The 23,766-nt window shown below is 36.4% G+C and carries 23 protein-coding genes; 19 read left to right on the top strand and 4 right to left on the bottom strand.

Annotated elements, in window-relative coordinates:
• Window positions 1–14: 14 nt before the first annotated feature.
• From SPB_RS10235 to rpmF, 3 genes are all read right to left on the bottom strand, one after another.
• Window positions 15–575 carry a GNAT family N-acetyltransferase gene (locus SPB_RS10235; RefSeq protein WP_003103928.1) on the bottom strand — a complete coding sequence of 187 codons (561 nt, stop codon included), beginning with the start codon at window positions 573–575 and terminating at the stop codon, window positions 15–17.
• 163 nt (window positions 576–738) lie between these two features.
• Complete coding sequence (gene rpmG / locus SPB_RS10240) at window positions 739–888, bottom strand: 50S ribosomal protein L33 (RefSeq protein ID WP_002982147.1); 150 nt, start codon at window positions 886–888, stop codon at window positions 739–741.
• Between the two features lie 15 nt (window positions 889–903).
• The gene (rpmF, locus tag SPB_RS10245; RefSeq protein ID WP_000290414.1) at window positions 904–1,086 is read right to left on the bottom strand and encodes a 50S ribosomal protein L32; all 183 of its coding nucleotides are present in this window, start codon (window positions 1,084–1,086) and stop codon (window positions 904–906) included.
• Window positions 1,087–1,482: 396 nt separating this feature from the next.
• On the opposite strand from rpmF, the gene hisS reads away from it, so the two are divergent.
• The 5 genes from hisS to SPB_RS10270 all read left to right on the top strand — a co-directional run bounded on the left by hisS (window position 1,483) and on the right by SPB_RS10270 (window position 7,457).
• Window positions 1,483–2,760: a histidine--tRNA ligase gene (gene hisS / locus SPB_RS10250; RefSeq protein WP_037620328.1), complete on the top strand. Its 1,278-nt coding sequence runs from the start codon at window positions 1,483–1,485 to the stop codon at window positions 2,758–2,760.
• A gap of 154 nt (window positions 2,761–2,914) precedes the next feature.
• Window positions 2,915–4,663: an aspartate--tRNA ligase gene (aspS, locus tag SPB_RS10255; protein WP_003105942.1), complete on the top strand. Its 1,749-nt coding sequence runs from the start codon at window positions 2,915–2,917 to the stop codon at window positions 4,661–4,663.
• Window positions 4,656–5,627, top strand: a complete 972-nt coding sequence (locus SPB_RS10260) for a YitT family protein (RefSeq protein ID WP_003105610.1) — start codon at window positions 4,656–4,658, stop codon at window positions 5,625–5,627. Before aspS ends, SPB_RS10260 begins: the two co-directional genes overlap by 8 nt.
• A gap of 17 nt (window positions 5,628–5,644) precedes the next feature.
• Window positions 5,645–6,523 (top strand): YitT family protein, encoded by an 879-nt coding sequence (locus tag SPB_RS10265; RefSeq protein WP_003102526.1) that lies wholly within the window; start codon window positions 5,645–5,647, stop codon window positions 6,521–6,523.
• Window positions 6,524–6,578: 55 nt separating this feature from the next.
• A complete protein-coding gene (locus SPB_RS10270) occupies window positions 6,579–7,457 on the top strand; it encodes a YitT family protein (RefSeq protein WP_003102528.1) in 879 nt (292 codons plus the stop codon).
• A gap of 35 nt (window positions 7,458–7,492) precedes the next feature.
• Here the strand turns inward: SPB_RS10270 and argS are convergent, their stop codons facing one another.
• Window positions 7,493–9,181, bottom strand: a complete 1,689-nt coding sequence (gene argS, locus SPB_RS10275; RefSeq protein WP_003104213.1) for an arginine--tRNA ligase — start codon at window positions 9,179–9,181, stop codon at window positions 7,493–7,495.
• Between the two features lie 286 nt (window positions 9,182–9,467).
• Here argS and argR point away from each other — a divergent pair, with 286 nt between their 5' ends.
• The 14 genes from argR to SPB_RS10345 all read left to right on the top strand — a co-directional run bounded on the left by argR (window position 9,468) and on the right by SPB_RS10345 (window position 23,702).
• On the top strand, window positions 9,468–9,905 hold the full coding sequence (argR, locus tag SPB_RS10280) for an arginine repressor (RefSeq protein ID WP_003105697.1): 438 nt from the start codon (window positions 9,468–9,470) through the stop codon (window positions 9,903–9,905).
• Window positions 9,902–10,255 (top strand): YlbF family regulator, encoded by a 354-nt coding sequence (locus SPB_RS10285; RefSeq protein WP_003104802.1) that lies wholly within the window; start codon window positions 9,902–9,904, stop codon window positions 10,253–10,255. Before argR ends, SPB_RS10285 begins: the two co-directional genes overlap by 4 nt.
• On the top strand, window positions 10,242–12,797 hold the full coding sequence (gene mutS / locus SPB_RS10290; RefSeq protein WP_003105604.1) for a DNA mismatch repair protein MutS: 2,556 nt from the start codon (window positions 10,242–10,244) through the stop codon (window positions 12,795–12,797). Before SPB_RS10285 ends, mutS begins: the two co-directional genes overlap by 14 nt.
• Before the next feature lie 77 nt (window positions 12,798–12,874).
• On the top strand, window positions 12,875–14,851 hold the full coding sequence (gene mutL / locus SPB_RS10295) for a DNA mismatch repair endonuclease MutL (protein WP_003102604.1): 1,977 nt from the start codon (window positions 12,875–12,877) through the stop codon (window positions 14,849–14,851).
• A 10-nt stretch (window positions 14,852–14,861) separates the two neighbouring features.
• Complete coding sequence (locus SPB_RS10300; protein ID WP_003103803.1) at window positions 14,862–16,085, top strand: MDR family MFS transporter; 1,224 nt, start codon at window positions 14,862–14,864, stop codon at window positions 16,083–16,085.
• Window position 16,086: 1 nt separating this feature from the next.
• On the top strand, window positions 16,087–16,680 hold the full coding sequence (gene ruvA / locus SPB_RS10305; RefSeq protein ID WP_003103584.1) for a Holliday junction branch migration protein RuvA: 594 nt from the start codon (window positions 16,087–16,089) through the stop codon (window positions 16,678–16,680).
• A 3-nt stretch (window positions 16,681–16,683) separates the two neighbouring features.
• Window positions 16,684–17,235, top strand: a complete 552-nt coding sequence (locus tag SPB_RS10310) for a DNA-3-methyladenine glycosylase I (RefSeq protein WP_003104649.1) — start codon at window positions 16,684–16,686, stop codon at window positions 17,233–17,235.
• Window positions 17,236–17,623: 388 nt separating this feature from the next.
• The gene (locus tag SPB_RS10315; RefSeq protein ID WP_003103228.1) at window positions 17,624–18,895 is read left to right on the top strand and encodes a competence/damage-inducible protein A; all 1,272 of its coding nucleotides are present in this window, start codon (window positions 17,624–17,626) and stop codon (window positions 18,893–18,895) included.
• A gap of 79 nt (window positions 18,896–18,974) precedes the next feature.
• Entirely contained in the window at window positions 18,975–20,114 is a 1,140-nt protein-coding gene (gene recA / locus SPB_RS10320) for a recombinase RecA (RefSeq protein WP_003102546.1), read from the top strand.
• 354 nt (window positions 20,115–20,468) lie between these two features.
• On the top strand, window positions 20,469–20,867 hold the full coding sequence (gene spx / locus SPB_RS10325; protein ID WP_003104943.1) for a transcriptional regulator Spx: 399 nt from the start codon (window positions 20,469–20,471) through the stop codon (window positions 20,865–20,867).
• A gap of 113 nt (window positions 20,868–20,980) precedes the next feature.
• Window positions 20,981–21,250 (top strand): IreB family regulatory phosphoprotein, encoded by a 270-nt coding sequence (locus tag SPB_RS10330; protein ID WP_003104158.1) that lies wholly within the window; start codon window positions 20,981–20,983, stop codon window positions 21,248–21,250.
• Window positions 21,247–21,666 (top strand): Holliday junction resolvase RuvX, encoded by a 420-nt coding sequence (ruvX, locus tag SPB_RS10335; RefSeq protein ID WP_003105581.1) that lies wholly within the window; start codon window positions 21,247–21,249, stop codon window positions 21,664–21,666. The genes SPB_RS10330 and ruvX overlap by 4 nt, the downstream gene beginning before the upstream one ends.
• 10 nt (window positions 21,667–21,676) lie before the next feature.
• Window positions 21,677–21,994 (top strand): DUF1292 domain-containing protein, encoded by a 318-nt coding sequence (locus SPB_RS10340; protein ID WP_003104776.1) that lies wholly within the window; start codon window positions 21,677–21,679, stop codon window positions 21,992–21,994.
• Between the two features lie 148 nt (window positions 21,995–22,142).
• Window positions 22,143–23,702 carry a glycosyltransferase family protein gene (locus SPB_RS10345; protein ID WP_003103459.1) on the top strand — a complete coding sequence of 520 codons (1,560 nt, stop codon included), beginning with the start codon at window positions 22,143–22,145 and terminating at the stop codon, window positions 23,700–23,702.
• Window positions 23,703–23,766 lie beyond the last annotated feature (64 nt).

Consider the following 23,766-nt stretch of genomic DNA (forward strand, 5'->3'; position numbering starts at 1 on the left):
AGACTTCTAAGTAATTAATTTAAGGGCTGCTCATGTAAATTCTTACTGTAAATATCCTTGTCAACCCACTGACCTGCTTCAAAGGCAAACTTGGGACGGCGACATTCATAGACAAAACCTAATTTCTCAGCCAATTGCTGTGACGCGTTATTCTCCGGGGAAATTTGAGCTTCTAAGTGATGGAAGCCCAGCTCCTTCCAGCTGGCCTCTACTAAAGCTGATAGCGCCTCGTAGGCAACGCCTTTACGCCAGTGCTGGTTATGAATGAAATAGCCCAGTTCGCCCCACTGCATGTTGGTGCGGGCTAAGGTGGCGATATTGAGCATGCCAAGGTGCTGGCCAGTCTTATCAAAAACAGCAAAGATATAGGTGTCATCCTTATCCCAAAGTTCCTGATGACGAGCTACTAACTTCTGAAACCACTGGGAATCACAGATGGTCATGTCCAGACGGCCGTCATCAAAAGCATGTTGCGATTCGTGACGGTTATCAAAACCCTGAAACCAGGCCTGATAATCTCCTTCGGAAAGTGGGCGAATAACTAGACGCTCTGTTTCAATTGTGAATTTTTCCAATAATAATCCTCTTTCTTGATAATGCTACTAATTTCTGAGTCCGATTGATGTGATTGTAATTGAGACATAGGCTTATCCTCCTTGTTTATATTGCTTTAATTGTAGCATAAGAGATAGAAAAAAGTCCTTGAAAGAAATCTTTCAAGGACTTTAGCTGTTTCAATTATTTAACTTCAGTGAAAGTTACGTGTTTACGTAATTTTGGTGAATATTTTTTCAATTGAAGACGGTCTGGAGTGTTACGTTTGTTTTTTGAAGTAAGGTACAAGCGTTCACCAGATTCTTTGTGTTCAAGTGTAATATTTACGCGCATGGTATCTCCCTTCTATTATTTAGCTTCGTTAGCTTTAGCGATTTTACGTCCTTTGTAGTATCCTTTAAGTGATACACGGTGAGAACGTGAGTAATCTCCAGTAGTTTCGTCGAATTGTACAGATGGAGCTGTCAATTTGTAGTGTGTACGACGTTTGTTCTTTTTAGCTTTAGACGTGTGACGTGCAGGAACTGCCATTTTTTCTATCCTCCGATTAAATTATGTAGGGTTTATTGTAGTAGCGATTTAAATGCTCTGAATCAAAAAGGTTCATGAGAATTTTGAGTTACTAGCAACCCTGATTCATTTTTAGTTTACGTGATTTTCATCAACTTTAACATGATATCATATCTTTTTTGTAAAGTAAAGTTACTTGACACTTTTTTCAAAAGTTATTTTCTACATAAAACAAAAAGCAAGAATTCAGTTGATGAAAGCGTAATTTACTAGCTGTGATAAATGCTAGTCAATCTTTTTTGTGGTAAAATAGTTATGATTAAATGTTAAAGAAAGGATAGAGTCCTAGCTATTTTATATCAAAAATTTATTAACCAATAACTGATGAAAACCAAAGGACTCCAAGTATCTTATCAAATGAAATTACAAAAACCAAAGGGAACTCAGGACATTCTTCCTGCTGAAGCTGCCAAATGGCAGTATGTTGAACATGTTGCACGTGAAACATTTAAAAAGTACAATTATGGTGAAATTAGAACACCAATGTTTGAACACTATGAAGTAATCAGCCGCTCAGTCGGTGATACAACAGATATTGTTTCCAAAGAAATGTATGACTTTAATGACAAAGGTGGCCGTCACATTACGTTACGTCCAGAAGGAACAGCTCCTGTTGTGCGTTCATATGTGGAAAATAAACTCTTTGCTCCAGAAGTGCAAAAACCACTAAAAATGTACTATATCGAGCCAATGTTTCGTTATGAACGTCCACAAGCAGGTCGCCTTCGTCAATTCCATCAGATTGGGGTAGAGTGCTTTGGTTCAGCCAATCCCGCTATAGATGTTGAAACAATTGCTATGGCTTATGATTTATTTAATGCACTTGGAATTGGGAATTTGAAACTGTCAATCAATAGTCTTGGAAATCCATCAAGTCGCGCAGCTTATCGCCAAGCCCTAATCGACTTCTTAACGCCACAAAAAGATAAGTTATCAAAAGATAGCCAACGTCGTTTAGAAGAAAATCCATTACGTGTCTTAGACTCTAAAGAAAAAGAAGATATCGAGGCTGTAAAAAATGCACCATCAATCTTGGAATTCTTGGATGAAGAAAGTCAAGCTCACTTTGATGGGGTACGCGACATGTTAGATATGTTAGGAATTTCCTACACAATTGACACCAACATGGTTCGTGGTTTGGACTACTATAATCACACGATTTTTGAAGTCATTACCGAAATTGAAGATTCTGAATTAACCGTTTGTGGTGGGGGTCGCTATGACGGCTTAGTCACTTACTTTGATGGGCCAGAAACTGCTGCATTTGGCTTTGGTCTAGGTTTAGAGCGTCTCTTGATGATTATCGAAAAATTAGGGATTGAGCTTCCAATTGAAGAAAATCTTGATTTATATATGGCCGTTCTTGGGGATGGAGCAAATAGCAAAGCTTTAGAGCTTGTTCAAGCCATCCGCCGTCAAGGATTCAAAGCAGAACGTGATTATCTTGGTCGTAAGATTAAAGCGCAATTTAAGTCTGCGGATGTCTTTAAAGCTAAAGCCATTATCACTTTAGGTGAAAGTGAAGTTGAAGCAGGTAAGGTAACCATCAAAAACAATCAAACGCGCCAAGAGTTAGAAGTGACTTTTGAAGAACTAACAAATGACTTTGCAGCTGTGCTAGCAAAATTAAACTAAAAGAATAGGACGTGGAAACTTTCACGTCTTTTCCTATCTTTGAAATTTTGACCCAAAATTTCTCAGCGATTTTCAGAAAGTCCTCACAAAAGGTGGGGTTTTTATGGCCTTTTTGTTATAATGGTAGGGACTAAAAAAGTATTGGAGTAATAGAATGAAACGAAGCATGTATGCAGGACGTGTCCGATCTGAACATATCGGACAAGAAATCACCCTAAAAGGGTGGGTAAGTCGTCGTCGAGACTTAGGTGGTCTTATTTTTATCGACTTACGAGATCGTGAAGGGATCATGCAGCTTGTTATTAATCCAGAAGAAGTATCAAGTGAGCTCATGGCAATGGCTGAAGGCTTACGTAGTGAATATGTGATTGAGGTAACTGGTCAAGTTGAGGCTCGTCAACAATCCAATGACAACTTAGCAACTGGTCAAGTTGAACTTAAAGTAACAAGCTTAACAATTTTGAATACTTCTAAAACGACGCCATTTGAAATTAAAGATCAAGTAGAAGTTAGTGATGAAACACGGTTACGTTACCGTTACCTTGATTTGCGTCGTCCAGAGATGTTAGAAAACTTTAAATTACGTGCTAAAGTAACACATTCAATTCGTAATTATCTTGATGACTTAGAATTCATTGATGTGGAAACACCAATGTTAACTAAATCAACACCTGAGGGCGCGCGTGACTATTTGGTACCAAGTCGTGTCAGTCAAGGACATTTTTATGCCTTACCACAAAGTCCACAGATCACAAAACAATTGTTGATGAATTCAGGTTTTGACCGCTATTATCAAATTGTTAAATGTTTCCGTGACGAAGACCTTCGTGGTGACCGTCAACCAGAATTTACCCAAGTTGACTTAGAAACATCATTCCTTGATGAATATGAGATTCAAGAGATTGTTGAAGGCATGATTGCTAAAGTTATGAAAGAAACGAAAGGAATTGAAGTGACACTTCCTTTCCCACGTATGGCTTATGATACAGCAATGAACCGATATGGATCTGATAAGCCAGATACGCGCTTCGAGATGCTATTACAAGATCTTACTGAAGTTGTTAAGGAAGTTGACTTTAAAGTCTTCTCTCAAGCAGAAACAGTAAAAGGTATTGTTGTCAAAGGTAAAGCAGATAGCTACTCACGTAAAGACATTGATAAAATGACAGAGTATGCTAAACAATTTGGTGCCAAAGGTTTAGCATGGGCCAAAGTTGTTGATGGGCAATTAACTGGTCCCGTTTCTAAATTTTTAGTGCCAATTGCTGATCAATTAACAAGTCACTTAGATGCTGGTGAGGGAGATTTAATTCTCTTTGTAGCAGATAGTTTAGAAGTTGCTAACAATACTTTAGGCGCCTTAAGAACACGCATTGCTAAGGAGCAAAACTTAGTTGACGCTGATAAGTTCAATTTCCTATGGGTTATTGATTGGCCAATGTTTGAATGGTCTGAAGAAGAAAATCGATATATGTCAGCACATCACCCATTCACCTTACCTACTGAAGAGACAATAGAATACTTAAATGGCGACCTTGCCAAAGTTCGTGCCGTTGCTTACGATATCGTTCTTAATGGTTATGAATTAGGAGGCGGTAGCCTTCGGATTAATCAAAAAGATATGCAAGCTAATATGTTCAAAGCCTTAGGCTTTACAGAAGAAGACGCCAAAGAACAATTTGGCTTCCTGTTAGAAGCAATGGATTATGGTTTCCCGCCACATGGTGGATTAGCAATTGGACTCGACCGTTTTGTCATGTTGCTAGCAGGTAAAGATAATATTCGTGAAGTTATTGCCTTTCCTAAAAATAATAAAGCGTCAGATCCAATGACACAAGCTCCAAGTACAGTTTCAGTAAAACAATTAGAGGAATTGAGTCTACAAATACAAGATCATGATTAAAAAACCTGCTTATAAAAAACCTGATTATAAGAAAAGTCCCTATAAAAAACGAGTGAAGTATGTCATCGGTAGAGGTGCCAAACGTGTCGGTTTACTAAACACGTTGAGAAGTATTTCCAGAGACAAGTATGGAGAGAAAATATCTGCTTCACTCTTATATGGGATATTATCAAGTATAGCTGTTAATATTTTTTATCAGCCAGGGCATGTATATGCCAGTGGAGCAACTGGTTTAGCACAGATTATATCTGCCCTATCAGATCGCTTTTTTGGCTTTGTTTTCCCTATATCAGTGGCCTACTACCTTATTAATATGCCTTTGATGTTATTAGCTTGGTATAAAATTGGGCATAAATTTACAGTCTTTACCTTCATAACGGTTTCAATGAGCTCTCTCTTTATCCAATTGATGCCTCAGATTACCTTAACGACTGACCCCTTGATTAATGCTATCTTTGGTGGTCTGTTTATGGGTCTCGGCATAGGCTACTCATTACGCTCAAGAATTTCTAGTGGTGGGACTGACATAATTAGTTTAACCTTAAGAAAATCCACTGGTAAAGATGTTGGAGTTATTGCATTAATTATTAACGGGGTTATTTTGACGATTGCTGGACTTCTGTTTGGTTGGCAATATGCTCTTTACTCAATGGTTTCTATTTTTGTATCTAGTCGTGTGACAGATGCTCTGTATACGAAACAGAAGAAAATGCAAGCCATGATTGTAACGGAGCATCCAGATCGTGTTATTGCAGCAATCCATAAAAAACTGCATCGTGGGGTAACCTGTATTAATGATGCGGAAGGAACCTATAAACATGTACATAAGTCTGTCCTGATTACCATTTTAACCCAGGAAGAATACAATGATTTTAAATGGATTATGGCCAAGGCCGATTCGAAAGCTTTTATATCAGTTGCAGAAAATGTTCGAATCATTGGTCGATTCGTTGAGGATGATTAGAAAAATCAGGAGGGATTATGCCCATAGATAATAAACTACAAATTAAAAACTTCTTCTTCATTATTTTAGGAGCAGGTATATATGCTTTTGCGTTTGTTTATTTCTATATGGCAAACAGGATTGCCGCAAATGGCTTAGCAGGTTTAACATTAGTTGCCAAAGCACTCTTTAATATTAATCCAACAATCACAGGTTATTTGATTAATCTGCCCTTAGTTTTTCTTGGAGTAAAATATTTTGGTAAGCGATCAACAGTTTACACTGTCACAGGAATTGTTGCCATGTATTTATTTGTTTGGGTTTTCCAACAAATTCCATTTATCATCGATTTAGACCATGATAGTCTGGTAGTGTCGTTAATGGCTGGTATCATTGGTGGTGTTGGCGGGGGCATCGTTTTTCGAACTGGTGGAACAATTGGTGGAGCTGATATTATTGCAAAAATGATTGAAAATAGATTTGGTTTACAATTAAACCAAGCACTATTAGGGATTGATGTTTTTGTAATGATTGTTTCCCTAACTTATATTTCACTGCCTGATATGATGTATGCTTTAATAGCAAGTTTTATGTATGGTCGAATTGCTCACTTGGTGCAAAATGGTGGTTATTCTGTTCGAGGAACAATTATTGTTTCAGAAAATTATTCTGATATTGCAACATTTATCATGGAGGAATTAGGGCGAGGAGTAACCTATTTGAATGGTGAAGGAGCCTACTCAGCAAGAGAAAAGAAAGTCATTTATGCCGCTCTAAGTCGAACGGATGTTCGCGAGTTGAAAGCAATGGCTAATGAAATTGATCCGAGAGCCTTTATCTCAATATTTGATATGGATGAAATTAATAGTCCTGATTTCTTTATTAATAAACCGAAAAATCGGAAAAAGAAAAAATAGCTAGTTTGCTTCTACATGAAGCGGCTAGTTTTTTGTGAAAGAATGAGGTGAAATGATGAACAATATAGAACGTTTAAATAGGCTAAAAGAATTAGTCCTCATTACTCTTGGGGTAGCAATATATGCTTTTGGTTTTGTAAATTTTAATATGGCAAACAAATTGGCAGAAGGTGGTGTAGCTGGAATTACTTTAATACTCCATGCAATGATAGGGATTAACCCAGCCTATTCTTCTCTGATTCTAAACATTCCTTTATTTATCTTGGGAGCGAAAATTTTTGGTAAGCGGTCGCTATTCCTTACAATCTATGGCACTGTAACAATGTCAATTTTTATCTGGCTTTGGCAGAAGGTTCCTATTGCCATGGGACTGGAACACGATATGATGTTAGTGGCAGTTGTTGGGGGGTTATGCGCCGGTCTTGGTAGTGGAATTGTTTTTCGATATGGTGCAACTACTGGTGGAACAGATATCATTGGTCGAATTGCTGAAGAAAAATTGGGCATTAAGTTAGGACAAACGTTGCTTTTTATAGATGCATTAGTTCTAATTGCCTCTTTATCCTATATTGACCTCAAACATATGCTTTACACCTTAGTAGCTTCCTTTGTTTTTAGTCAAGTCATTACAGTTGTTCAAAATGGTGGTTACACAATTCGTGGTATGATTATCATTACTAAGCATTCAAAAGCTGCAGCTGCACAGATTTTAACTGAAATCAATCGTGGGGTTACCTACTTGAGAGGTGAGGGAGCTTATTCTGGTAATGAGTACAATGTTATGTACATCACTTTAAGTCCTAATGAGGTCCGTGAAGTCAAACGAATCTTGGCTGATCTTGATCCAGATGCCTTTATCTCAATTGTTGATGTTGACGAAGTAATTAGTTCGGACTTTAAAATACGTCGCAAAAATTATGATAAACCAGTATAAAAAAACAGTTCCCAAGGAACTGTTTTTTTATATATTTACATTTTTTCAGGAGCTTCAACGCCAAGTAGACGAAGGGCTTCTTTAAGGACTATACCAGTTGAGTAGCATAATGCTAATCTGCTGTCACGCTCGTCACTTTCATCAAGGATATGTGTGTGTGCATAGTATTTATTAAAGGCTTGAGCCAATTGGATTGCATACTTAGCAATGGTTGATGGGTCATATTTTTCAGCCGCACGTTGGATAGTTTTGCTGAAGGCTTGAATCAACTTGATAATTTCCCAGCTTTCAGTGTCTTTTAATGAATAGTTAGCACTAGCATCTGGAGTGAAATTAGCTTTGCGTAAAATTGACTGAATACGAGCATAAGCATATTGAACATAAGGACCAGTTTCACCTTCAAATGAAACCATTGCTTCTAAGTCGAAGTCATAACCATTGTCACGGTCTGTTTTCAAGTCATAGAACTTGATGGCACCAATACCAACTTGTTTAGCAACTTCTTCTTTATTTTCTAAATCAGGATTTTTTGCTTCAATTTGTGTAAGGGCACGAGAAACGGCTTCGTCTAAAGTTGGTTCAAGTAAGATGATATTACCTTTACGAGTTGATAGTTTTTTCTTATTCTTAGTAACTAGACCAAATGAAACGTGAACCATATCGTCTGACCAGTCAAATCCCATTTCTTTAAGAACTGCTTTTAGTTGTTTGAAGTGATGTGATTGTTCTTGACCAACAACGTAAATATTTTTAACAAAGTCAAATGTACGTTTACGGTACATTGCTGTGGCCATATCACGCGTGATATAAAGGGTAGCACCATCAGATTTTTTGATAAGTGCTGGTGGAAGGTTGTATTTTTCAAGGTCAACAATTTTAGCACCTTTAGAGTCATGAAGAAGGTTTTTATCTTCAAGAATTTGAAGACCTTCATCCATCTTATCATTATAGAAGGCTTCCCCATGGTAATGGTCAAAAGTAATATTTAGTTTTTCGTAGATACGGTTAAATTCAACAAGACTTTCATCACGGAACCATTGCCATAAATCCCAAGCTTCTTTGTCGCCATCTTCCAATTTTTTAAACCATTGACGAGCTTCTTCATCAAGTTCAGGTTTTTCTTCCGCTTCGGCATTAATACGGACGTATAATTTCAAAAGTTCAGCAATTGGGTCAGCTTCAACAGCCTTTGGATCGCCCCAAAGTTTGTAAGCAACAATCAACATCCCAAACTGTTTACCCCAGTCACCTAAATGGTTAATACGGAATAAATTATAGCCTAGTTTAGAGTAAAGACTAGCAATAGAATCACCAATAACTGTTGAGCGAAGGTGACCAACTGAGAATGGTTTTGCGATGTTAGGACTAGACATATCTAAGGTAATGTTTTGACCATCACCAATATGTTGTTGACCAAAATCAGCTTTTTCAGTAATAACGTCTTTCATTACATCTTGAGAGATAAGTGATTTGTTAAGGAAAAAGTTAATGTAAGGACCAATAGCAACAACTTTTTCAAATTGGTCAGCATTAATTTTTTCAGCAAGGTCACTAGCAATCATTTGTGGGGCTTTACGAAGGACTTTTGCCAAGCTGAAAGCTGGGAAGGCTAAGTCACCCATTTCAGAATTCTTTGGTGTTTCAATTAAATTGATAATGGTATCTTGTTCCAACTCAGGAACAACTTTTGCAATTTCATTTGCAACGAGTGTTTTAGTATCCATTTGTTTTCTCCTAAAATAGTTTGTCATTTCATTTTATCACATTTTAACAAAATAAACGAGAGTTCGATTGAGAAATTATACCATAAATCTAAAAGGTAAAACAGTCAATTTTAAAAAAGTTAATAAATTAGTTCAAAAAATAAATATTTTTAAAAAAAGAGATAAAAAAGGGACTTATATCTATAAATTTTATTCATAAATTCTAAAATTGTGATGGATTTGGATGAAATAAAGTAAGAAATTTGATATAATCTAGAGGATAATTATACAATTGGGGTGGAATCTTATGAATAAAATTGAGCGTCAAAATCATATAAAGCAGATTATTCAAGCTCAGCATATTGGAACCCAGGAAGACATTAAAACTTTCCTTCAGAATGATGGAATTAATGTTACTCAAGCAACACTGTCTAGGGATTTAAGAGAGATTGGACTTCTCAAGTTGCGTGATGAAAAGGGAAAATTATATTATAGTCTATCAGAACCTATGGCGACACCTTTTAGCCCTGATGTCCGGTACTATATTCAAAGTGTCGACCGAGCAGGATTTATGTTGGTCTTACATACTAGTTTAGGAGAGGCAGATGTCTTGGCTAATCTAGTAGATAGTGATAATATAGCAGATGTTTTGGGGACAATTGCTGGCGCAGATACGCTATTAATAATCTGTCGTAATGAAGAAATTGCCCAAAGGTATGAAAAAGATCTGGCTGCCAGCTTATGATACATTATCAAGAATCTTTAAAGCAATTGATCGAAGCCGTTGAAAATCATAGCAGTATCAAGGATTTTAAAGCTATTAGTCAAAATAATCAGTTTTTAGAAAAATATAAGAACGATGCTTATTTAATGAAACTAAATCAACAGAATGCTCTCTTGTTTGAAAAGTTTGAAAAAACAAACGCTGCTAAACAATCAAACATAGAGGCAAGGAAATTGCAAGACAGTTTAGAAGATCAGCCATTAATTAATGATTATAGACAAAAAATGCAAGATGCCAGTGATTTAATTCAATATGTAACTAAAACCATTGAAGAGAAAATTAATAAGGAGATAAAGGATGACAGAGCCTAAAGTTTCTCCTGGAATGCAACAGTATCTGGACATAAAAGTAAATTATCCAGATGCTTTTTTGCTTTTTAGGATGGGTGACTTTTACGAATTATTTTATGACGATGCTGTTAAAGCAGCTCAAATATTAGAAATTGGTTTAACCAGTCGCAACAAGAATGCTGAAAACCCAATACCCATGGCGGGAGTGCCCCACCATTCAGCACAACAATATATTGATGTTTTAATTGAGCAAGGTTATAAAGTAGCCATTGCTGAACAAATGGAAGATCCTAAAAAAGCTGTCGGCGTTGTTAAACGTGAAGTGGTTCAAGTGATTACTCCCGGAACTGTTGTCGATTCAGCTAAACCAACCAGTTCAAATAATTTCTTAGTTGCGATTGATTATAATGGTAGCAATTATGGTTTGGCTTATATGGACCTAGCTACTGGTGAATTCTTTGTGACAGCTCTGGAGGATTTCGCAAGTATTTGCAGTGAAATCTTAAATTTGAAAGCTAAAGAAGTTCTTGTTGGATATGACTTAAGTGGCCAAGAAGAAGAAATTTTAGTAAAACAATATAATCTATTACTATCTTATGAAGAGGAAGAAATTGATGACAGTAAACTTTTAGATAATAATTTGTCAATCATTGAAAAAATGGTCGCAAGTAAGTTATTAGCTTATGTACACCATACGCAAATGCGCGACCTAATTCACCTTCAAAAAGTCGTTCACTATGAGATAAACGATTACTTACAAATGTCTTATGCTACTAAATCAAGCTTAGATCTACTAGAAAATGCTCGAACCGGAAAAAAACATGGCAGTCTATACTGGTTATTAGATCAAACCAAGACAGCAATGGGGATGCGACTTCTGCGTGCTTGGATTGACCGTCCTCTAATTAGTAAAGAAGCTGTAATCCAGCGCCAAGAAATTATTCAAGTCTTACTTGATAATTTCATTGAGCGTTCTGATTTAAGTGATAGCTTAAAAGGTGTCTATGACATTGAAAGACTTTCAAGTCGTGTATCTTTCGGTAAGGTTAATCCCAAAGACTTATTGCAACTAGGACATACCTTAGCTCAAGTGCCAACAATTAAAGCCATTTTGGAAAGTATGGATAGTCCTCACTTAGAGGGACTCATTGCTGGTATCGACCCAATCCCTGAGTTAGAACACCTAATTCAATCAGCTATTGATCCAGATGCGCCTGCAACAATTAGTGAAGGTAATATCATCAAAACTGGTTTTGACAAACAATTGGATCATTATCGGAAGGTCATGAAAGAAGGCACGGGCTGGATAGCAGACATTGAAATGAAAGAGCGCCAAGCAAGTGGTATTAACAATCTTAAAATTGATTACAATAAAAAAGATGGTTACTATTTCCATGTCACAAACTCTAATTTATCCCTTGTTCCGGACCATTTCTTTAGGAAAGCAACCTTAAAAAATTCTGAGCGTTATGGAACCACGGAATTAGCTAAAATTGAAGGACAAATGTTGGAAGCTAGAGAAGAATCCTCAACTCTTGAGTACGATATCTTTATGCAATTGCGCTCACGGGTGGAAAATTATATTGATCGCCTTCAACAACTTGCCAAATCAATTGCTGCCGTCGATGTCCTCCAAAGTTTAGCAGTTGTGGCTGAGAAAAACCATTACATCAGACCAAGTTTCACCGACCATCAAGAAATTAATATCATTAATGGTCGCCATGCAGTGGTTGAAAAAGTGATGAGCGTCAAAGAATATATTCCCAACACCATTCAATTTAGTCAAGAAACGAATATCCAGCTCATTACAGGACCTAATATGAGTGGTAAATCAACTTATATGAGGCAGTTAGCTTTAACCAGTATTATGGCCCAACTTGGTTCTTATGTGGCAGCAGACCTTGCAGAAATTCCCATTTTTGATGCCATCTTTACAAGAATTGGCGCAGCAGATGACCTGATTTCTGGACAATCGACATTCATGGTCGAAATGATGGAGGCCAACCAAGCAATCAAAGGCGCAAGCCCACGGTCTTTAATTCTATTTGACGAATTAGGAAGAGGAACAGCTACTTATGATGGCATGGCGCTAGCTCAATCAATTATTGAGTTTATCCATGACCACGTGGGAGCAAAAACAATGTTTGCCACCCATTATCATGAGTTGACAGACCTGTCAAGCCGCCTAAAAAGCCTGACAAATGTCCATGTCGCAACCTTGGAAGAAAATGGCGAAGTGACTTTCCTTCATAAGATTGCCCAAGGACCGGCGGATAAATCCTACGGCATCCACGTGGCCAAAATTGCTGGGCTGCCAAAAGAACTCTTACAACGTGCGGATGCCATTCTCCAAAAATTAGAGAACCAATCGACTCAGTTGACACTAGTTGCCAATGCAGAGGAATCCCAACAAGCACAGACCGACAAGAATCAACAATTGGAACTCTTTGCCCCAGATGCTGAGGAGAACCAAGTCATTGAGCAATTGAAAGCCATGGATGTTATCAATATGACCCCAATGGAGGCTATGACTGCCCTCTATGAACTGAAAAAGAACTTATAAAAAAGTGGCAATCTGAGAGGAGATTGCCCTTTTGCTTTATGTTATAATAGACCATAAGAATGCGAGGAAAATGGAAGATGCAAAAGATTGTAGAATTACCAGAGGTTCTCGCCAATCAGATCGCGGCTGGTGAAGTTATTGAACGGCCAGCAAGTGTTGTGAAAGAATTGGTCGAGAATGCTATTGATGCCAAAAGCAGTCAAATTACAATTGAGATTGAAGAATCAGGACTTAAATCAATTACTATAACTGATAATGGGGATGGGATGTCAAAAGAAGACTTACCCCTTAGTTTGTTACGTCATGCAACCAGTAAGATAAAAAATCAAAGTGATCTTTTCAGAATTAGAACTTTGGGTTTCCGTGGTGAGGCTTTACCTTCAATTGCTTCTATCAGTTTACTGACAATTAAATCAGCAACAGCTGAAGCAGACTATGGCAATCAACTAATCTCCAAGGGTGGAGAAGTTGAATCAATTGAACCAGTCTCAACGCCAGTTGGAACAAAGATAAAAGTTGAAAATCTCTTTTTCAACACGCCTGCTCGTTTAAAATACATGAAGAGTCTGCAAGCTGAGCTTGCGCATATTGTCGATGTGGTCAATCGTCTTAGCTTAGCTCATCCAGAAGTAGCCTTTACATTGATTTGTGATGGAAGGGAGTTAACTAAGACCTCAGGAACTGCTGATTTAAAACAAGCTATTGCAGGTATCTATGGTATTAACACTGCGAAGAAAATGGTCGAGATTTCAACGGCAGATTTAGACTTTGAGGTTTCGGGCTTTGTTAGTTTACCCGAATTAACAAGGGCAAATCGAAATTACATAACTATTTTAATCAATGGGCGTTATATCAAAAACTTTCTCTTGAACAGGGCAATTTTAGATGGTTATGGATCAAAATTAATGGTTGGACGCTTTCCAATTGTCGTTATTGATATTCAAATCGATCCTTATTTAGCTGATGTAAACGTCCACCCAACTAAACAGGAAGTGCGGATTTCAAAAGAACGTGAATTAATGAGTTTAATTAGTTCAGCAATTTCAGAGAGTCTCCGTTTACAGGATTTGATTCCTGATGCCTTGGAAAATTTAGCCAAGTCAACGACAAGAAACAATAATAAATTTGAACAAACAAGTCTACCTTTACAAGCCAATAAAATTTACTATGATAAAGAAAAAGGTGATTTCTTTACAGTTGATAATAGAAAAGAAGAGCCCTCTAACCAACCTGGTCAAAGTAATATAGTTGACAGCGGTGTAAAGATAGGTGACCAAGTACCGCCTTTAGTTGAAGAGACAAGTCCAACATTCTCTGTCAAGCATGCTAGTCGCACGATAAGTGATGTGGATGATGCCAATCATCCAGATTTGGATTTATCTAATCAGAAAAAATTAACAAAACTGATTGAAAATTTAGAGAACGAAGAAACTTCGGTTTTCCCCGAGTTAGATTACTTTGGGCAAATGCATGGAACATATCTCTTTGCTCAGGGGAATGGTGGATTGTTTATCATTGATCAACACGCTGCTCAAGAGCGTGTTAAATATGAGTATTATCGAGAAAAAATTGGTCAGGTCGACAATAGTTTGCAACAATTATTAGTTCCCTATCTCTTTGAATTTTCTGGGTCAGATTTTATTAATCTGCAAGAAAAGATGGATTTACTAAATCAAGTTGGCATTTATCTAGAAGAATATGGACAAAATACCTTCATTCTCCGCGAACATCCAATTTGGATGAAGGAAAATGAAATTGAATCTGGTGTCTATGAAATGTGTGATATGCTTTTGTTGACAAATAATGTGTCCATTAAAACTTATCGTGCAGAGTTAGCCATCATGATGAGCTGTAAACGATCAATTAAAGCAAATCATAGTCTAGATGACTATTCAGCACGGCAATTACTATTGCAACTGGCACAATGTAAAAATCCATATAACTGTCCACATGGGCGACCTGTCTTGATTAATTTTAGTAAAGCGGATATGGAAAAAATGTTCCGACGGATACAAGAAAATCATACTAGCTTGAGAGATTTAGGAAAATATTAGAAAGAAGACAATGAAAGATTTTTTCAAACTGCCAAAAGATATTCAGATTAGGCAGCTTGTCCGTTTTATCACCATAACCTTGGGTAGCAGCATCTTCCCTTTTATGGCCATGTATTACACGACCTATTTTGGAACCTTCTGGACTGGGCTTTTGATGATGGTGACTAGTTTGACAGGTTTCGTAGGCAGTCTTTATGGCGGACATTTATCTGATGCCATTGGCCGTAAAAAGGTTGTCATTATCGGATCAATTGGTTCAACGATTGGTTGGCTTTTTACAATCATCGCTAATGTACCTGGGCATCCTTTCCCTTGGATCACATTTGTTGGGATCCTATTGGTAGAGCTATCATCTGCCTTTTATGCCCCAGCCTATGAAGCCATGCTTATTGACCTAACTGATGCTAGTAACCGACGTTTTGTCTATACCATAAACTATTGGTTCATTAATATTGCGGTCATGTTTGGAGCCGGAATTTCCGGATTATTCTATGACCACTATTTTTGGGAATTATTGATAGCACTCTTTATTGTTAATTTGGGATGTTTCTTTATTGCCTACTATAAATTTGGAGAGACTAAGCCAGCTGACCAGCAATTTGAGCATCAGACCGGTATTGTTGGGACCTTTAAGAATTATCGACAAGTGCTAGATGACAAAGCCTTTCTAGTTTTCACCTTAGGGTCAATTCTCTTTTCATGTATCTGGATGCAGATGGATAACTATGTCCCAGTACACCTCAAATTATATTTCCAGCCAACGGCAATTTTTGGCTATACCATTACAAGTGCTAAGATGTTGTCTTTGATGGTTCTGACAAACACTGTCTTAATAGTTACTTTAATGGCCTTTGTTAATAAATTGACAGAAAAATGGGATTTATTACAACAACTAATCATTGGTTCTTTGGTATTTTCGTTTGGCATGTTACTATCATTCTCTTTTAACCAGTTTATTTGGATCTGGATTGCAGTCCTTATTTTTACAGTTGGAGAAATGATAAATGTTCCGGCCAATCAAGTCCTACGGGCAGAAATGATGGACCAGTCGAAAATTGGTTCTTATACAGGATTTATCTCGATGGCTCAACCATTAGGGGCTATTTTAGCTGCTTTTACAGTTTCCATCAGTCACTTTACGGGTCGTTTAGGGGTCCAAATTGCGTTTATTATTATTGCCACTTTAGGACTTTACTTAATTGTCCTCTCAGCCAAAATGAAGAAAAAGGTTTAACATGTTTGATTATATAAAAGGTCAATTAACTAAAATTACTGCTAAATATATTGTGGTCGAAGCTAATGGTTTAGGCTATATTATCTATGTTGCTAATCCTTATAGTTTTTCTGACAGTGTCAATCAACAGGTCACTATTTATTTACACCAAGTTATTCGTGAGGACGCTCACCTCTTATTTGGTTTTCATACAGAAGAGGAAAAAGATGTCTTCTTGAAACTCATCTCAGTTTCTGGAATTGGTCCTATGACTGCGCTTGCGATTGTCGCCGTCGACGATAATGAAGGCTTAGTCATGGCCATTGACAACAGTGATATCAAGTACTTAATGAAATTCCCTAAAATTGGTAAGAAAACAGCTCAGCAAATGATTTTAGACTTAGCTGGTAAGTTTGTTGAGGCACCTAAAGATAGTGCCCCAACAAGTAAAGCAAACGCGGGTGGCAATCTACAACTTGATGAAGCTATTGAAGCACTACTTGCACTGGGCTACAAAGCAACAGAATTGAAGAAAATTCGAGCTTTCTTTGAAGGAACAGATGAAACAGCTGAGCAGTATATTAAATCAGCTCTTAAAATGTTGATGAAAGGTTAAATGATGAAACGGTGTTCTTGGGTACCTCTAGATAACTCCCTCTACTGTAATTACCACGACCTGGAATGGGGGAAGCCTCTTCATAATGACCAAGCTCTTTTTGAGCTCCTTTGTTTAGAGTCCTATCAGTCAGGCCTCTCTTGGCTGACTGTTTTAAGGAAAAGGCCGGCCTTCAATGCTGTTTTCCATAACTATGACATTGATTATGTCGCTCAGTTTAGTCAAGCGGAAATGGCTTCCGCTTTGCAGAATCCACAAATTATCCGCCATAGGTTGAAACTGTCAGCAACTGTCAACAATGCTCAGGCGGTGCAAAAAGTTCAAGCTGAATTTGGAAGCTTTGATGCCTATCTTTGGAACTTTGTTGGTGGAAATCCAATTGACAACCTCGTCAACCAAGAGCACACAGTTCCAACTCAAACTGACTTATCAGTGAAATTAGCAAAGGATTTAAAAAAACGAGGCTTTAAATTTTTAGGCCCAACAACAATCTACTCCTTTATGCAAGCTTCAGGCATGGTCAATGATCATGAAAGTACTTGCCATTTTAAATAATTAATATGTTATATGTCCAGCATTACAGGCTAACTATAAGAAGACATATGACTTTTTTTGTGACAGAGATGTTCTTGATTTTGAAAATAGGATAGGATATAGTATAGGTGCAGACTCGGATTTTCTGAATTATAGTTATTTAAATCATTTAGGAACAATTGTCATCTCATAAATTTTGTTTTTTAGGTAAAAATTGGTATGTCTTTTCGAATGATAAAGTGAGGTGAAGTAGTTATCTCATTCAAAAAGAAAGAACTGATACCAATGTACTAAGACTGACATTGTAGACTTGTCAGTAAGAGAAAAGAAAAATCCTTATTTTATTCGTGAAATAAAGATTTTTTTGATAAAATGTAGAAATATATCGGATAAGTAAGTAGGGGGCAAAATGAAAGCTGAATTAATTGCAGTCGGAACAGAAATCTTGACCGGTCAAATAGTTAATACGAACGCACAGTTTTTATCAGAAAAAATGGCAGAGATTGGAGTTGATGTCTATTATCATACAGCAGTAGGCGATAATGAAATCAGATTATTAAATATCCTTGAAGTTGCAAGTAAACGTAGTGATTTAGTGATATTATGTGGCGGTTTGGGACCTACTGAGGATGATTTGACTAAACAAACGCTAGCTAAGTTTTTAGGTCTGTCATTGGTCTTTGACAGAGAAGCTAGTCAAAAACTGGACCAATTTTTTTCCTCTCGGTCTGAGAGTTCTAGAACTCCAAATAATGAGAGGCAAGCACAGTTGATTGAAGGGTCCAAACCTATTCAAAATATTACAGGTCTAGCTGTTGGTGGTTTAATCGAAAAAGCTGGTGTAACTTATGTCGTCTTACCTGGACCGCCTAGTGAATTGAAACCAATGGTTAATCAGTATCTACTACCACTGTTGCTGAATGAGGAAACTAAACTCTACTCTCGTGTTTTACGTTTTTTTGGAATTGGAGAAAGCCAATTAGTTACTATTTTAGCTGATCTTATTGCAAATCAATCAGACCCAACAATTGCTCCCTATGCCAAAATCGGCGAGGTAACATTGCGCTTGTCAACTAAGTCTGATTCTCAAGAGCTAGCTTATCAAAAATTGGATCAATTAGAAAGTCAGATTAAGGCCATTTCAACTATAGATGGACAATTATTAGGAGACTTATTATATGGATATGGTGAGGATAATAGCCTGGCGCGTGAGACTTTCCAGTTGTTAAAAAAAGCAGATAAGACAATTACAGCTGCAGAAAGTTTAACAGCAGGGCTATTCCAATCTAAAATTGCTGATTTTCCAGGGTCATCCAGTATTTTTAACGGTGGATTTGTTACCTATAGTATCGAAGAAAAGGCAAAAATGTTAGAGATTCCATTTGCTGATTTACAACGAAAAGGTGTTGTTAGTGATTATACTGCTAAACAAATGGCTAATCAAGCACGACTCTTAACTGAAAGTGATATTGGTGTTAGCTTAACTGGCGTTGCTGGTCCGGATTTCTTGGAAGGACAACAAGCAGGAACAGTTTTTATTGGTATTTCGACAAAAGAAAAAGTAGAATCATATAAGGTACTAATTGGCGGCAGGAGTCGCTCAGATGTCAGATATATAGCTTGCTTACATGCCTTCAACCTAGTCCGAAAAACTTTATTAAATACCCAAAATTTGTTATAATGGAATATGTATGGAGTAATAGTCTTTAGATAAAAATCATGTCTTGGTTTTAAATTACTTCCAAAAAGAGGAGAATGAATTGGCAAAAAAAGTTAAAAAAACAGAAGAAATCACAAAAAAATTTGGTGATGATCGTCGTAAAGCGCTTGATGATGCTTTAAAAAATATTGAGAAAGACTTTGGTAAAGGTGCAGTAATGCGTCTTGGCGAACGTGCCGAACAAAAAGTTCAAGTCATGAGTTCAGGAAGTCTTGCATTGGATATTGCCCTAGGTGCTGGTGGTTACCCTAAAGGTCGTATTATTGAAATCTACGGACCAGAATCATCTGGTAAAACAACTGTTGCTCTACACGCAGTGGCACAAGCACAAAAAGAAGGTGGAATTGCTGCCTTTATCGATGCTGAGCATGCCTTGGATCCTGCTTATGCAGCATCTCTAGGTGTTAATATTGATGAATTGCTATTATCACAACCGGACTCTGGTGAACAAGGACTTGAAATTGCTGGTAAATTAATTGATTCTGGTGCTGTTGACTTAGTAGTTATCGACTCAGTAGCAGCTTTAGTTCCACGTGCAGAAATTGATGGAGACATTGGTGATAGTCACGTTGGTCTACAAGCACGTATGATGAGTCAAGCAATGCGTAAATTGTCTGCATCAATTAATAAAACCAAAACAATTGCTATTTTCATCAACCAATTACGTGAAAAAGTTGGAGTTATGTTTGGTAATCCAGAAACAACTCCTGGTGGACGTGCTTTGAAATTTTATGCATCTGTTCGTTTAGATGTTCGTGGGAATACTCAAATTAAAGGTACTGGTGATCAAAAAGACAGTAGTATCGGTAAAGAAACAAAAATTAAAGTTGTTAAAAATAAAATTGCACCACCATTTAAAGTGGCAGAAGTTGAAATCATGTATGGTGAAGGTATTTCTCGTACAGGAGAATTAGTAAAAATCGCCTCTGATTTAGACATTATCCAGAAAGCTGGCGCATGGTTCTCATATAATGGTGAGAAAATTGGACAAGGGTCTGAAAATGCTAAGAAATTCTTAGCTGATCATCCTGAAATCTTTGATGAAATTGACCATAAAGTACGTGTACAAGTTGGTTTAATTGCAGATGACCAAGCAGAAGAAGCACCAGAAAAACAAGAAGAAGTAGAATCAGATAACCTAGTCCTTGATTTGGATAACGGTATTGAAATTGAAGATTAAAAAAAAAGACCCAGTGGGTCTTTTTTTCACGATCTTAGAAACAAGAGAGTGAGTATAGAGTTCCGTTGGGTTATTATTTTAAGAAGAAATTTATCGTTTTGACATTCAAAAACCTGTTTATATGACAAAAAAATTTGTTTTTACAAAAAAAGACAACATTATTTTAAGCAAATATGGTCAGTTTACATAATCTCTGCGGACGCCGATATATCAGTGTTTTGAAGAGTTTGCAGAGAACTACAAATTTATAAAATCGCTTAAAAATTATCAAAAATAGGTCCGAAGACCTATGTCCCTAAAAATGTTCTATGCTACAATATATACATATCACGAAATAGAAAGTGAGACAACAACATGATTAAAATTTATACGATTTCAAGTTGTACGAGCTGCAAAAAGGCTAAAACATGGTTAAATGGTCACAAGCTCCCTTATAAAGAACAAAACCTAGGTAAAGAACCACTAACAAAAGAAGAAATTATTGCCATTCTTTCTAAAACAGAAAATGGTGTTGAAAGTATTGTATCATCCAAAAATCGTTATGCTAAAGCTTTAAACTGCAATATCGATGAACTCAGTGTCAGTGAAGTGATTGATTTAATTCAGGACAATCCTCGTATTCTTAAAAGTCCGATATTAATTGATGACAAACGCCTTCAAGTTGGTTACAAGGAAGATGACATTCGTGCTTTCTTACCTCGTTCAATCCGTAATATTGAAAATACCGAAGCCCGTTTGCGCGCGGCATTATAAAAAGCTCAAATTTATTTGGGCTTTTTATAATGTCTTAATTAGTATTCTTGTTAATTCATTCTAAATTATGCTATAATAAAGCATAGCACTAAAGTTAGAAAGAAGGTGTAAGTATGGGATTTACAGATGAAACAGTTCGCTTTAAATTAGATGATGGTGACAAAAAGGAAATTAGTGAAACCCTTACTGCGGTTTACCATTCCCTTGAGGAAAAAGGTTATAACCCAATAAATCAAATTGTAGGTTATGTATTAAGTGGCGACCCAGCTTATGTTCCTCGTTACAACGATGCTAGAAATCAAATCCGTAAATATGAACGTGATGAGATTGTAGAAGAACTTGTACGCTATTATTTGCAAGGAAATGGAATTGATTTTAAATGAGAATAATGGGACTGGATGTTGGTTCAAAAACTGTTGGCGTAGCCATTAGTGATCCACTTGGTTTTACTGCTCAAGGACTTGAAATTATCAAAATTGATGAAGATAAGAAAGAGTTTGGTTTAGCTAGACTTGAAGAATTAGTAAATCAGTATAAAGTTGATAAGTTTGTTGTTGGTTTACCAAAGAATATGAACAATTCAAGTGGTCCGCGAGTTGAGGCAAGTCAGGCATATGGAAACCTTATTCAAGAACAGTTCAATATTCCTGTTGAATATCAGGATGAACGTTTGACGACTGTACAAGCAGAGCGTATGTTAATTGAACAAGCAGATATTAGTCGTGGGAAGCGAAAAAAAGTCATTGATAAATTAGCCGCCCAATTAATTTTACAAAATTATTTAGATAGAATCTATTAAGGAGAAAAGTATGGCACAAAATCATGAACATGATCACGATCATGACCACGAACGTGAAGTAATTACATTAGTTGATGAACAAGGAAATGAATCCTTATTCGAAATCTTGTTAACAATTGATGGACGTGAAGAATTCGGTAAAAACTATGTATTATTAGTACCTGCTGGGTCTGAAGAAGATGAAGCTGGCGAAATTGAAATTCAAGCTTATTCATTTACAGAAAATGAAGATGGTACAGAAGGAGATTTACAACCAATCCCTGAAGATTCAGATGCTGAATGGGATATGATTGAAGAAGTCTTCAATAGCTTTTTAGACGAAGAATAAAAAATCAGATATAAGAAGAGTAGCTAGTGGCTATTCTTTTTTATTTATGCAAAAAACGAATGAAATAATTGGGATAAAAGAATTTGGATATTTAACTCTAGGTTAGATTTTGTTATACTGTTTGTATGACATTTCAAGGAGAAGTTGCGTGAGCCAAATTAGAACAGATAATAATAATGGATTAGGGAATAATTATGCCTATGATGGGTCAACCCTCCATACTACTAAATATGAAACAAAAGTACCGAGTTTACATAAATTTCATATTTTTTTCTATAGCATCATTGTGGCCTTACTCAGTGTAGCAACGCCTTTTTTGACAGAATTTGCGAATAATTTGCAATCACAAAATCTCTATGTTGGAATGATGTTGACAAAAGGACAAATTCCTTATAGTGACATTTTTACCACTGGTGGGATGCTTTATTTTGTGATGATTGCCTTAAGCTACTTTTTAGGATCAACAATTTGGCTAGTCTTAGTAGAAGTATTGTGCTTTTACCTAGCTGGGGTTTATTTTTATAAATTAGTTAATTATTTTGCTAGTAGCCAAAAGATTGCAGCAACATTTACATTCCTCTTTTTTGTGATGAATCTTGTATTTGGTTTTGGAGGACTTTATCCAATCCAGTTTGCAATGCCATTAATCTTAGTATCTTTATGGAATTTAACAAAATACTTTGCAGGATTGATTAAAGATGAAGCCTTTATTTTATTAGGAATAGCTGGTGCTATGGCCATGTTAATTGAACCAAAGACACTGGTCTATTTTGTCCTATCAAGTATTGCAGTTATTGTCTTTAATAGTAAGAACAGACATTTTGCAAGAGGTTTTTACCAATTACTAGCAGCCCTTTTTGGAATGCTGCTTATCTTTTATATTGCCGGCTATTTTATCTTAAATCTGCAAATTCTCGGCCCATATTTTACACAAGCATTTGTCTATCAATTTACTAACTTTAATCTTGGTACTTATCCACTAGTGATAGGAATCCTTGTCCAATTTGCTATTTGTTTGGCATCGGGACTCTTATTTGGTCCTATCTATTTCATGAAAAAACATAAGAGTGACGCAGATGCGATGGTTAAATGGGTCATTTTAGCCTCGTTCTTGATTTATTTGCTAATGGCTGTGCTATCTGGTGATGTCATTGCCTACCACCAATTATTCTTATTACCATTTGGTTTAATTCTGACGGCAGTGCCGATTGCACATCAATTTAATATCTCATTGAATCATGGGAATCATCGCAGAAGCCGTGGTAAAAAAGGAATGGGACCAGTATTACAATTTTACTTTACAAAGTGTCTTTACTTGCCAATATTGCTCTTAGTTGGACTTTTGACTTTCCAATATATGACAATTTCTAAAGAAATAACTGCCAATAAAGATCGTCATAAGATTGTTCAAACTCTGAAGAAAAAAATCCAACCAGGTCAAGCTATTTATGTTTGGGATACAAATTCAATCATTTATCAGCAAACAGTTGCAAAATCAGCATCACATTTTGCTTCCCCTGTAATAAATACTAATAATCTGAAAAATAAACAGATGCTTTATGATGAATTATTACAGAACAAAGCAAAATACATAATTGTCAATAAAAAGTTAAAAGTTCCTGAAAAAGTAAAAAAAATTCTCAGAAAAAATCTGAAATTAGATGAAAAGGTTAATCTATCAGGCTTTGCAATCTACAAAAAAAAATAGCCAATATCAATATCTTGTGTTTTCAAAAAAATGATAACACAAGATATTGATTTTTTTTATTTGG

It is taken from the genome of Streptococcus parauberis NCFD 2020 (assembly GCF_000187935.1).
GTDB lineage: Bacteria > Bacillota > Bacilli > Lactobacillales > Streptococcaceae > Streptococcus > Streptococcus parauberis.